The sequence below is a fragment of the Spirochaetia bacterium genome (genome assembly GCA_022482625.1).
In the GTDB taxonomy this organism is placed as follows: Bacteria; Spirochaetota; Spirochaetia; order Sphaerochaetales; family Sphaerochaetaceae; genus Pleomorphochaeta.
In genome coordinates this window covers 2661863-2674667 of the sequence record JAKVOU010000001.1, presented here as the reverse complement: position 1 = coordinate 2674667, position 12805 = coordinate 2661863, and the positions used below count along the sequence as shown (strand labels likewise).

Genomic DNA, 12805 nt, shown 5'->3' with positions numbered 1-12805 from the left:
AATTTATTTAAAAGATTTTTAATCTAAAATAACACTTTTAATTTTAGTAATAATATTGTATTTACTTATACCATATTGTTCTTGTAAGTACTTTTGAGTCCCTACCTGGTAACAATATTCATCATCTAGGCCAATTCTCATTAATCTTATCTTATCTTTAATCGGTGCAAGAACTTCTAGAACAGCAGATCCAAAACCCCCAACAATATTATGATCCTCAATTGTAACAATATATTTACAACTTTGTGCACATTTATTGATAACGTCTTTGTCAATCGGCTTTACTGTAGGAAAACTATACTGCATAAGCGATATACCTTGTTTTTCAAGTTCATCACAAGCATCTGTTGCCTCAGCAAGAATTGCTCCTGTTGAAAAAACTGCAATTTTTCCCTTTCCAAACATTGATTCTCTTATTAAAATTGCCTTATTATCCTTAGTTTTTAAATTATCTGGATGTATCTGCCTTTCACCTCCTCGTCCTAGTCGCAAATAGCAAGTGCCAGAATGTTTATAAATTGCTTTTGTTGCTTCTCTCGCTTCAACTAAATCACCAGGACAAAACACAGAAACATTCGGCAATGCTCTCATAATAGCAATATCTTCCGTAGCATGATGACTCATTCCAAGCGACCCATATGCAAAACCACCACCAACACAAATGATTTTCACATTTGCATTATGGTATGCACAATCATTTCTTATTTGTTCAAGACAACGAAGTGTTGGAAAATTCCCAATTGAATAAGTGAAAACAATTTTTCCTTCAAGTGCCAAACCAGCCGCCATGCTAGTCATGTTCTGCTCAGCAATACCAGCATTTATAAATTGATCTGGTAGTTGTTCCCAAAAGGGTTTTAAAACACCAAAACCTAAATCACCAGTAATTAATATAACATTTTTATCTTTCTTTGCAATCTCAATTAAAGTTTTAACAAAAGTGTCACGCATAGACTATTTCTCCAATTCCTCCACATTATTTACCCAAGTCGGATGCCAACCGTTACTTGTAACATGATTGTTACCAAACTCAGCAGTTTCATCTGGTTGTTGAGGATTAGCAATTCCATTGGGGGTATAAGGATCAATTACTCCTTCAGGTTTTATTAAATGTAATTCATTTACTGCCTGGTCATATTCCCATCCCTCATGAGGAAACCTATAATGCCAAAGAATATCATTTTCCATAAAGGAAATACCTTTACCTTTCACCGTATTTGCAATAATCATTGAAGGCTTTCCAGTATCAAAGCGCTCTATTTCAGAAAATGCCATATGCAACTGGTCATGGTCATGACCATCTATTGATAAAACATTCCAACCAAACGAACTCCATTTTGCTTCCAAAGATTCCAAAGATAAAGTATTTTCACAAAAATCAAGACTCTGCATTCGATTATGGTCAATGATTCCGATCAAGCCACTGAGTTTATATTGATTGGCTACAAGTGCAGCTTCCCAAATCGCACCTTCATCACATTCTCCATCACCACAGATAACATACACTTTATGCTTCTTATGATCCATTTTTGCTGCCATAGCCATACCCACACCAACAGATAGTCCATGTCCAAGAGACCCTGTCGATAATTCTACCCCAGGAACAGCACTAGAGACATGTCCAGAAAGGCGACTACCATTTGCATAATGAGTTTTTAGTTCTTCAACAGGGAAAAAACCACATTCAGCTAAGGCAGCATAAATCGCCGCACCGGCATGCCCTTTCCCCAAGATAATACGGTCACGTTCTGGCCATTTTGGATTTTTGGCATCAACATGTGCGACATCGGCATATAATACTGCAATAATATCAGCTACTGAAAGTATTGCACCGATATGAGATCCTCTAGAAAGATGCGTCATTTCAATGCCATGACGCCTAATAAGCCATGCTAAGTCTTTACTATTCATTATTCTTTCCTTGTGCCACAGAATCAACTAAATTGATAATCCGTTTTGGACATTTATGTGAATGTGAAATAATATTCCATACAGTTAAAATAAGAATTTCCAAATCTTCATACAAGGAATGATGATCCACATAATAAAGTTGAAGCTTAAGTTTTATTGGACGAATATAATTTAAGTAATATTTATCTGGATCATTAACTTCAGTAAATGCCTTATATTGTGAAATATTTACAAGAGAAGCCCAATCAGTAATACCAGGACGTCTACATAAAATTCGTTTTTCTTTTTCAGTGTACATATCAACATAGTATTGCAATTCTGGCCTTGGCCCGACTAAACTCATATCACCGATAAAAACATTTATAAGTTGAGGAAGTTCATCTAATTTTGATTTTCGAAGAAAATGACCAATTTTTGTTATTCGAGGATCCTTATCCCCAACATTCCATCTTCCTTTTCCTTCACAATCAGGTATCATAGAACGAAATTTAAAAATTCGAAACAATCTGCCATTCTTTCCAACTCTAACTCCTCGAAAAAAAACACCACCAGGGGAAGTTATAGTTATAATGCAGGCAATAACTAACAAGAAAGGAGAAAGTATAATAAGGCCTATTCCACTCAAAATAATATCAAATAATCTTTTTACCATAGGGCACTACATATTTGCGCCATCAACAGGAACTATAGCGCCAGGCATAAATGAACTTTGTGCAGATGACATAAATAAAACAACATCAGCAATTTCACTACATGTACCAAAACGATTTATAGCTTGATGATGACGAAGGAAATCATTACATTTTGGGTCATTTTGTTTCATTGCCTTATCCCAATAACTATCAGGAAAAGAAATAGCCCCCGGTTCGACGGCAGAAAGCACAACTCCAGAAGATGCTAAAAACCTTCCTGTTGTTATTACATATGAATTTAGAAAGGATTTAGCTGATGCATACAAGGGATTTCCTCTCAACATTTTTGCAGAAATTGATGAAACATGGATTATTCTACCCCAGTTTTTATTAACCATCAGTGGAATAAAAACACTATTTAAATCTATGGCAATTCCAGCATTTAATCTAAGTGCAAAATTCCAATCAGAAAAAGGAGATAATGGATTTCGAGTTGGTGTTAATGATGATCCAATATTTTGGATTATGATATCAAAAACGCCGTAGTCATCAATTAGTTTAGAAGCAATCTTGATAGAATCTTCTTTCATTAAGTCAACAGCAAAAAAAGAAGCATCCTGATGAAATTCAGAACATTCAGTTACTAATGTCTTTAATAAGTTTTCTGTCCGAGCCAATACCACAAGCTTTTTACATCCTTCTTTTGCAAAAGCAAGTGCAATTTCCCTACCAATCCCTTTACTTGCTCCAACAATTAGTACTGACTTATTAACAATTCCTAAATTCAATTTTTTCCTCTAAATTATTTAATTTTTATTCATACAAATCTTCTAACACTATATATAAAATCCTTTTAATGGCATAACTTGCTATCAAAAAAACAGAAAAATATTTTGTCACTAATATATACATATATATATTAAAATTAAAAACTAATCAGAATTATTCTAACCCTAACTTGGATCAACCTTATCCTTCCCTAAACTCCGGCACTGTTTCTTTCACCCAAGTCTTAAGAGTTTCTGAATCTGTGGTTTCTATTTTATGGAGTCTGTCCATAAAGGTTTCTTTGCTCAGGCTACCACTTACTTTTGCTTTGAATATAAGTTTGTTCTGGGTTGGAATAGTATTGTCTTTATTTGCCAGAAGTTCCTCATACATCTTTTCTCCAGGCCTGAGGCCTGTAATGACTATCTTGTCTTCCTGTGGATTACCATACATCGCAATCAGACGCTTGGCAAATTCATAGATGTTGACAGGCTGCCCCATATCCAAGACCATGACCTCTCCACCTTTACCTAAAGAGCCAGCAAGGAACACAAGACTTACAGCTTCAGGAATGGCCATGAAGTATCTGATAATCTTCTTATCTGTTACGGTAATGGGCACTCCAGCACGAATCTCCTCAAGGAAAAGAGGCAACATGCTACCTCGGCTTCCAATGACATTGCCAAATCTTACACAGACCATCTCTGTCTCAGGAGAACTCAGCATGGCAGCCTCAAGCTCAACCACCCTTTTGGTAGCTCCCATGACATTCGTAGGATTGACAGCCTTGTCCGTACTGATCACTACGACCTTCTTGACCCTGTTGTCCTTGGCAGCCTTCAGCACATTGTAGGAACCTCCGATGTTTGTTCTGATACCCTCCTCAGGGTAGAGCTGTACCATCGGTACATGCTTGTAAGCTGCAGCATGGAATACAATATCAGGATGGTACTTGGCCATGATAGCCTGTACCTTCGCCCCGTTCTTGATATCACACAGGATCGGAAACACTTCATCAGACCATTCATGCTTGTAATCCAAAAGTCTCAATACACTGTCATGAAGTCCAGACTCATCAATATCAAGCAATAGCAGTTGCTTGGGACCATAGCTCTTCACCTGACGGCAGATCTCGGAACCAATGGAACCACAGGCACCGGTTACCAGAACCACCTTGCCTTCGATCATCTCCCTGATCGGCTTCCTATCAATCTCAATCAGCTTCCTGCCCAACAGATCCTGGTAGTTGATCGTCCTGAGATCAACACTTTTTTGTTTCTGGTTGTTTTCCAGCTCGAAGAGACTTGGTACAATCTTGACCTCAGCCCCTGTCGCATTTGCAGCAGCTACAGCCTGCTGCAGATGCTCTGCAGAAAGCTCAGTAATAGCTATGATCAGGGTATCTATCTTACGTCTGACCAAGATGTCTTCAATCTGGTCAACTGTACCAAGTACAGGACGATTGAGAATCAATGTACGGCTTTTGACCTCATCATCGTCAATGAATCCGACAATATTATAATTAAGCTTGCCCTTTGTAGCTTGGGAAGCAAGCATCTTACCAATTTCACCAGCACCATAGACAAGCGCAACACGCCTTCGATGGTCACCTTCTTCATCACCAAATCCAGAACCTTCACAGTTTCTCTGGCGAACACGATACACCAAGTAGCGATATAACACCCTGTAACCAAGCGTACCGCTATAAGAAAGTATGGTATAACAAGCGAACAAACGGAAATTCGCCAGTTCAAACAGTTGACCCCAAAATGCAATGATAAAGCCAATACAAGAAGCTAGCATAAGCCCAAGAGCCCGTACAGCAAGTTCCAGTGAACTGTCAATAAGCCGTACCCGATACAGGCCGAATATCACTTGTGCAAGCATCTGCAGTACAATAACCAAGCAACAACCTGCAGTAATCTTACCCAAATTCCCATATACCAGAAACTGTGATGCTATCCAGACAAACAGGAACACCGCAATATCCAACAGCATCAAAATGACAATACGCCCTCTTCGGGACTGGTGTCTATGTACTACTTTGTCAGCACAATCCTTGTTTGACTGTGATTGCTTCATGTACGGTGCACTCCATATTAAGAATCACTGACATAATATATCCTCGCCTTTGCAGACGAGGATATACTATCAGCTAAAATAGATATAAAAATATCATTATATACGTAAGGCTATAATGGACAAAACATTAAATATGTCATATTTCCCAGCATTGAAAAAGAGTACAGGATAACAGACCATTTCAAGCACCTGCTTGAATTACAGCTATCTACCTGTCTCCCATCCATACCCAGCCGCGACGAATCAACGTACTGTCTGTCCGGGGTCCTGTCAGGCCATCGAAGGCCACTTACCGCAAACAGACACTGTCTGATGCATCATGAAATCACCTGTACTGGAAATGGAGTAAAGCAGAAAAAAGAAAAATATATCCCTTGATGATACTATCAACGTATACTTCCTCCCCCATGCATAAACAGACCTTCATGGCAAAACAATAGGTATAGTCTGTTTTTCCCCAAATACTTTACACATTCCATACTATCACTTTCATATGTATAATAACACATTACAGCTCTAGTTTTTTGTCTAAGTGGGAGTATACCAGCCAACAGACAAAAAGTAAAGTTGAAACAGCCAACATATTTGACATACAGACGCATCTTTTTGCATACTTATCGGTGTCCGATATGCACCTCATTAGCAGTATAACAAGAAACCAACAAAAAGGTAACAGAATAATACTTCTTGCCTGTATTCCAAAGGTATACTATCATATTCCCATCAACAGGAGAAAACAGAATGTTAAACCAAACCGTACTTGCTGGACTTTTCATACCGTTCTTGGGAACTACCTTAGGAGCAGCCATGGTACTGCTGGTAAAAGATACCATTCCCACCCGCCTTACAAAAGCCCTGCTGGGCTTTGCCTCCGGCGTTATGATCGCAGCCTCCATCTGGTCATTGCTTGAACCAGCCCTCTCCATGGCAGAAAACCAAGGCTATTCCATGACATGGTTACCAGCAGCCATCGGCTTTCTCCTTGGAACAGGGTTCCTGCTTCTGCTTGACCACATCATCCCACACCTACATCCAGACAAAGAAAGCCCTGAAGGCCCACATACCAAACTGAAACATACTACGATGCTGGTACTGGCCGTCACCTTGCATAATATCCCTGAAGGAATGGCCGTAGGCGTCGTCTATGCAGGATTGATGCTCCAGAACCCATTGGTCACCGCAAGTGCTGCCATGGTACTTTCCCTCGGTATTGCCATTCAGAACTTCCCAGAAGGTGCCATCATCTCCATGCCACTGAGAGGCGAAGGCGCCTCTCGGGGTAAGGCATTCCTTTATGGCACGCTCTCAGGCATTGTCGAGCCCATTGCAGGACTGATTACCATTGCCTTGACAAACCTCATCTCAGGTCTGCTACCCTACCTGCTTGCCTTTGCAGCAGGAGCCATGATCTACGTCGTTTCAGAAGAACTTATACCTGAAGCACAGACTGATGATAACAGCGATGTAGGCACCATAGGACTTGCCATAGGCTTTACGCTGATGATGGTCTTGGACGTAGCCTTAGGTTAAAACAGGTAATTGTGTTGCCCCGTCAGTCCATTGACGTATAGGCAAGAAATGACCTTAAAACATTGTGCAATGCATAAGAATCATAGGAAACGATGCAACAAACAGGCATTTCCGACTTCTCTTGTCCCTAGACATGTAGTAATCGATTCCTCACTGCTCATGTGTTCTTTTCCATACATTCTCATTACTTGCCAATTATGATTACCGTTTTTTCTCTAAGGCTTGTCATACTTGCAGTTCAATGTCACACTACATACAGAAAGGAAGAAATAGTAAGATCCAATGCTCTCTGAAGATGAAAAACAGAAATTGCATAGGTTACTCAAGCCAATTCAAGACAAAAGGCTCATCGAATTCATTGAAAATGAACTCTTCAGCAATGAGCAATATCATAGTAAGCTTAGAGCCATCATACAGCCTCAAATATCCAAAGTGTCACTCAATAATATACAGTTTCATGAGAAAGGAAAAGTATCTGAAAAGGCCGTGTGCCATTCCAGTTCCACAGCAAGTAAGATAGCCTTATATAAGTCCCTATTCCGTGGTAGGAATGACGTATTTGCCCTCAAATGGAAAAATGACAAGTCTGGAAAAAGCGGTTACTCACCTGTCTGCAAGAACAAATGGGCCTTTGGCCTATGCGATATGAAGCATGTTCCATGCTCAAAATGTCTTCACCATGAGCCTGTACCATTGGATAATCTTTCCATCTATCATCATCTACGAGGAGATGATCCTCTCTGCCGTGATGTCGTCGGTCTCTATCCACTTCTTCCTGATGCTTCCTGTTGGTTCCTTGCACTGGACTTTGATGAAAAAGACTGGAAAGATACGTGTACCATACTAAGAAACATCTGTAAAGATCTGCATATTCCTGCAGGTTTTGAAATCTCACGTTCCGGAAACGGTGTCCACATCTGGTTCTTCTTTGATAAACCAATTCCTGCTGAAAAAGCAAGGAGCTTTGGCTCGGCATTGCTTCGCTATGCCATGAGCCAGCATCATTCCATCTCCTTTGCTTCCTTTGACCGCATGTTCCCGAACCAAAACACTGTTCCCAAAGGCGGGTATGGCAATCTGATTGCCCTACCTCTGCAAGGACAGGCAGTCAAGCAAGGGCATTCCGTATTCGTAGATGCATCGTTCACTCCTTATCCAGACCAATGGGTCTTCCTTTCATCTTTACAGAGATCAACAGCTGAAAAAATCGAACAAGCAACACAGACCTGCATCGAAAAAACCGATCCCATGCCAAAGAAGCTCCAAACTTCTACTCCAAAGGCCTCAGGACAATATACTTGTCCTGTTTCCGATTTTCCTTCATCAGTCACTTTGATATTTTCAAACGTAATCCATATTCCGAAGTCCGGCATCAGTGAAAGGGCCTTGAGCATGCTGAGACGTACGGCAGTGTTCTCCAACCCGGAATTCTATCGAGCAGAAAGGATGAGAATGTCGGTACGGAACAAACCACGTTTCATTGATTGCTCTGAAGAAACAGATGATGAGCTCCTGCTTCCCAGGGGATGCATGGGAAAGGTTACCGACTATCTTACAGAGAAAGAAGTTCCTTATCACATTGATGACAAGCGTCAAGTTGGACATACGGTCAATGTCCACTTCACAGGAAATCTACATCCAGAACAGAAAGAGGCCTTAGAAGCCCTTCTTCCATTCGAAAACGGGATACTATCTGCTGGTACAGGCTTTGGGAAAACAGTAACAGCTACAGCTCTCATTGCAAAACGAAAAGTCAACACGCTTATCATCGTACCTACCATGGCCTTGCTTCTGCAATGGGAAAAAGCAATACAACGTTTTCTTAACCTGAAACCAGGAATGATTGGAGGTGGCAAAGACACTTCCAAAGGACTCATCGATATCGCTATCAGGCAGTCTTTGCTCGAAAAGGATGCTGAAGATGTAGTAATAGCGAAAAATCTAGTCAGAAAGTATGGCATGGTACTGGTAGATGAATGCCACCATGTATCAGCCTTCAGCTTTGAGCTCCTGATCAAGGCCCTTCCTGCCCGCTATATCTACGGTCTTACGGCAACTCCTATTCGTAGGGATGGACACCAACCCATCCTGTTCATGGAATGTGGCCCGCTACGGTACCAGTTTGACGCAAAGAAACTTGCAGATATGCAAGGCCTGACCCGGTATCTTGTACCTCGGTTTACGTCGTTCAATGTCTTGGAAGAGCATCCTGACCATCAGCCAAGCATTACTGAATATTATCAAAAGCTGGCGGTACATACCTACCGCAATGATTTGATCCTGAAGGATGTCAGGCTTGCGGTTTCCCAGGGAAGGACCCCGCTGGTCCTGTCAGAACGGGTTGCCCATATCTCATGGCTTGCTGAACAGCTTAAGGATGATGCTGATGCTGTCATCAGCATCACAGGAAAAGGATCGGCAAAAGAAAAGCGTATGGCTTTGGAACGTCTTGAATCAGTTCCACCTAGCCATTCGCTTATCGTCCTTGCTACAGGAAGATACATCGGAGAAGGCTTTGATGGTCCTCGGCTCGATACCTTGTTCCTTACGATGCCGATTTCATGGAAGGGGGTACTGTTCCAGTACTGCGGACGTCTGCATCGTACTTCTGAACATAAAAAGGAAGTCAGCATCTATGATTACGTAGACTTCCATGTTCCACTACTGGAGAGGATGTATCAAAGGCGTCTGAAGGGTTACGTCCAAATGGGATATTCCATTTCATCTTCACATGACAGTACTACTTCAGAAAGTACTTCTGATACCAGGTGGTTCATGGGTAACCAGTATGTCAAAAACTTTGAAGAAGACCTGGAAACGGTAAAGAACCAGCTTATCATTTCAAGTCCAAAGTTAGACACTACAGCTGTAACACGTTTCATAACATCAGCTATGCCTTTGATGGAAAAAGGCATCAGGATATTCGTCCTTACCTACGGTTATCCGGACAAACTCCAGATACCCGCTCATAAGAAAGCTCTCGTTGACAGACTTAGCTCAACAGGAATAGTAGTACGACAAATCGTGGGTCTTTCCCAACGGTGTGCCGTCATAGATACTCACATCGTCTGGTATGGCAGCACGAATATCCTAGGTCCTTGGACTGAAGACGATTGCTGCATGAGATTTGAAAACAATGCCATTGCCTCAGAGATGGAAAGCCTTTGGAATACCGCCAAAGATACTTCGTCCGACTGACAGTTTCTTTTGACTGCCCTCCTTCCTTCTGGATGCAGATGATGCTATGTCTTGTTACCGATGGTTCCTAAGATTTGTAACACAAAGCATACGCACGTCTTTTGGATCAAATCCATACACGCCAATAGTCCCTGGATGCAGGCCAAGAGACTCAATGCTGTCATCATGGAACGGGACGAGCAAGTTATCAAGAAACGCAGTCCCAAGTACACAAAATGCTGGATTCTCTCCTTCCTTTCTGCCTGATTCATACCTAGGTTTTTAATTGACATAGCCCTTATGCTAATATATAATTAGCTATGTAATTAATCACCATTGTACCTACGTGTATCATATGTACGCTGATACACGTGCTATTCCGTCAGTCATAGGGTAGAACGTTGCCCTACATCAGTCCTGCACACCATGGAAACCATGACGTACCGCCACCGATGCAACATCCAACCTATATCAGTCATGGGTAACGGCGAAGGTTTCAGGGCAACCAGCACCGAAAACGGGAGAAAACATCATGGACTACATCACCGACATCAAGATAATCGAAGGAAGGCATGCAAACGTCCCCGTACCGCAGGGATATGTCAAGCTCCCCCTTGACGTGAACAAAGGGGCAGGTGGAAGGTATATCTACATCTGCTATAAAAAAGGACCTGGACCAAGAAGGATCGTCGACCTGAAGATTGCAACCGCTTCCACCATCTTTACCAAGGATTTTGCAACAGAATTCGGTTATACAAAAATCAACGTAGACTTGAATACCGGAGCCGGTGGAGATTATATCTATCTCTTTTACAAAAAAGATACGAAATGGGAATATGATACCGATGGTATAACCGATATCACACTCGTAACCGGACAGAACGCCTTTGCCCCTGCAGGATACGACAGGCTGTCGGTGGATCTGAACCGCGGCGCCGGTGGTGAGTACATCTACCTTTGCTACAAGTATTATCAGAAGCTTCCGCCTACCGACCTGAGGGATTGGATGGGACAGATCAGCGACAACAGGCCCATCGCTGATATCAGCATCCCAGGCACACACGATTCGGCTATGTGGCTCACAAACATGGAAACTACCTTCAACGACGCTGACAGTACTGCACAGACACAGTACCTGAACCTGGAAAATCAGTTTGACGCCGGAGTCCGTAGCTTCGATCTTCGGGTATACTGGTCAAATTCACTGGATGCCACGGCACTGGCCCACAGCACGAAGGTAGGAGCTTCATATATTGGGGCCTACAGCAACATCTTGTTCAAAGACGCCTTCAACCGTCTGGTACTCAAGCTGAAGCAACATCCTACCGAATTCATCATCATGATCCTCTCCGTCGAACAGGACCTGGACAAATCCCAAACTTCCAAGTACAGAAAGGAAATCGACAGTATGTTGAAGGAATACCGCGATTACATCTATATCGACAGGGGTGAGGAAAACATGGATCGAGGCAATAGGAACCTTCTCCCTACTCTTGGAGAGATAAGAGGAAAGATATTCATCGTTTCTGATCCTATTGACAAGGGCAACCTCAGCGGTGGTTATGGGAATGACCCATGGCGTATCCGCTACAGGAGTGATGGTTCTAAAATAACCTATAAAGCTGAGAAAGGACTTACTATGGCGCAGACATTCCAAGAACCTTATGGAGCCACCGGAAGCGACAGGTTTGATCAGTTCGTATCAGCAGTACAGGCACGGAATACATACAAAGAAGGGCTATTGGGACGCTTCGGAGTCAATAAACCTTGGAATCTTTTTAAGAAAACTCCCCGACAATGGTCCCTGGCCATCAACCCAAAAGTCCTTGACTACCTGCGGCAACATACCGAACTGACACGTGCAGGTGTCGTAGCCTTCGATTTCATCGGGTTCAAGGAATCGCAGGACATTCCTTTGGAAGTGATCAAAGTCAATCCGGAACTTAGGCACTACAATTTTCATAGACTATAGCTCCTAACCAACTATTTTCTCTTCAGGGGCCAGCATCGCCAACCGATACTGGCCCTCATAAAAACATCAAGAACCAAGATGCACATGGCATAACAACTGACAAATATCATAGATCAGACCTTTATCCTTACATGAATATAAACACCAATCATCATTCTTTATTTATCAAATCCTGCCTATGCATGACAACAATTCTATGTGCACAGATAATCAAAGTTTAACCACGAAAGAGCGTTGATTTCATTAAAGGAAATATCAAGGTCTGAACGATAACGGCAAAGTACTTCTATATCAGTTGTATTTGAACTGCTGTTTTTCTCTTCAATTTTTTTTATTTTTTCTTCAATCCTTGCTTCGGCCTTAAAGATGGCTGAATTTCCAATGAAATACAAAGTAAGGGTACGTTTCTCCCCTTCTGGTCCATCAATATCAAACCAGATGCCAATCAATTCCTGTTTGAGCGATTTGATATATCTCTGTAACTTCAACGTATCTTTGAGTAAGGAATTAATGTCATCAGGAATTGCCTGCCTCCGATATCTCGCAGACAACCAATCTTGTAATATCCGAATAGGTTCTTTCATTGTCAAGTCATCACGTGTAGTATATGAAGCCTTGATTTCTTCCTTTGCTATCTGTTTTTTTTCAACAGCTTTCAACGAAAAATTCATGCATTGCGGTTCACTATCTTGTATCACGCTGATATGCAATTCCCTTGGGTTTCTACCAAAGC

At 41.7% G+C, this 12805-nt stretch carries 9 protein-coding genes; 3 read left to right on the top strand and 6 right to left on the bottom strand.

All coding sequences use genetic code 11. The features are described from left to right. Positions 1-18: 18 nt before the first annotated feature. The 5 genes from LKE40_12130 to LKE40_12110 all read right to left on the bottom strand — a co-directional run bounded on the left by LKE40_12130 (position 19) and on the right by LKE40_12110 (position 5393). The gene (locus LKE40_12130; protein MCH3918178.1) at positions 19-951 is read right to left on the bottom strand and encodes a transketolase; all 933 of its coding nucleotides are present in this window, start codon (positions 949-951) and stop codon (positions 19-21) included. A 3-nt stretch (positions 952-954) separates the two neighbouring features. Then, positions 955-1911 carry a transketolase gene (locus LKE40_12125; GenBank protein MCH3918177.1) on the bottom strand — a complete coding sequence of 319 codons (957 nt, stop codon included), beginning with the start codon at positions 1909-1911 and terminating at the stop codon, positions 955-957. Beyond that, entirely contained in the window at positions 1904-2563 is a 660-nt protein-coding gene (locus tag LKE40_12120) for a sugar transferase (GenBank protein MCH3918176.1), read from the bottom strand. Before LKE40_12120 ends, LKE40_12125 begins: the two co-directional genes overlap by 8 nt. A gap of 6 nt (positions 2564-2569) precedes the next feature. Further along, the gene (locus LKE40_12115) at positions 2570-3331 is read right to left on the bottom strand and encodes an SDR family oxidoreductase (GenBank protein ID MCH3918175.1); all 762 of its coding nucleotides are present in this window, start codon (positions 3329-3331) and stop codon (positions 2570-2572) included. Between the two features lie 181 nt (positions 3332-3512). After that, positions 3513-5393, bottom strand: coding sequence for a polysaccharide biosynthesis protein (locus tag LKE40_12110; protein MCH3918174.1), 1881 nt, complete (start codon positions 5391-5393; stop codon positions 3513-3515). 741 nt (positions 5394-6134) lie between these two features. Here LKE40_12110 and LKE40_12105 point away from each other — a divergent pair. The 3 genes from LKE40_12105 (at position 6135) to LKE40_12095 (ending at position 12072) form a co-directional block, all read left to right on the top strand. After that, positions 6135-6923 (top strand): ZIP family metal transporter, encoded by a 789-nt coding sequence (locus LKE40_12105; GenBank protein MCH3918173.1) that lies wholly within the window; start codon positions 6135-6137, stop codon positions 6921-6923. Between the two features lie 282 nt (positions 6924-7205). Then, positions 7206-10121 carry a DEAD/DEAH box helicase family protein gene (locus LKE40_12100; GenBank protein MCH3918172.1) on the top strand — a complete coding sequence of 972 codons (2916 nt, stop codon included), beginning with the start codon at positions 7206-7208 and terminating at the stop codon, positions 10119-10121. Positions 10122-10632: 511 nt separating this feature from the next. After that, entirely contained in the window at positions 10633-12072 is a 1440-nt protein-coding gene (locus tag LKE40_12095; GenBank protein ID MCH3918171.1) for a hypothetical protein, read from the top strand. Positions 12073-12266: 194 nt separating this feature from the next. On the opposite strand, the gene LKE40_12090 is transcribed toward LKE40_12095, so the two are convergent. After that, a complete protein-coding gene (locus tag LKE40_12090; protein MCH3918170.1) occupies positions 12267-12743 on the bottom strand; it encodes a hypothetical protein in 477 nt (158 codons plus the stop codon). Positions 12744-12805: the final 62 nt, after the last annotated feature.

Excerpts from the sequence above, each read along its gene's own strand:
- LKE40_12130 (MCH3918178.1), bottom strand. The coding sequence starts at position 951 with ATGCGTGACACTTTTGTTAAAACTTTAATTGAGATTGCAAAGAAAGAT.
- LKE40_12125 (MCH3918177.1), bottom strand. The coding sequence starts at position 1,911 with ATGAATAGTAAAGACTTAGCATGGCTTATTAGGCGTCATGGCATTGAA.
- LKE40_12120 (MCH3918176.1), bottom strand. The coding sequence starts at position 2,563 with ATGGTAAAAAGATTATTTGATATTATTTTGAGTGGAATAGGCCTTATT.
- LKE40_12110 (MCH3918174.1), bottom strand. The coding sequence starts at position 5,393 with ATGAAGCAATCACAGTCAAACAAGGATTGTGCTGACAAAGTAGTACAT.
- LKE40_12105 (MCH3918173.1), top strand. The coding sequence starts at position 6,135 with ATGTTAAACCAAACCGTACTTGCTGGACTTTTCATACCGTTCTTGGGA.
- LKE40_12100 (MCH3918172.1), top strand. The coding sequence starts at position 7,206 with ATGCTCTCTGAAGATGAAAAACAGAAATTGCATAGGTTACTCAAGCCA.
- LKE40_12095 (MCH3918171.1), top strand. The coding sequence starts at position 10,633 with ATGGACTACATCACCGACATCAAGATAATCGAAGGAAGGCATGCAAAC.
- LKE40_12090 (MCH3918170.1), bottom strand. The coding sequence starts at position 12,743 with ATGAATTTTTCGTTGAAAGCTGTTGAAAAAAAACAGATAGCAAAGGAA.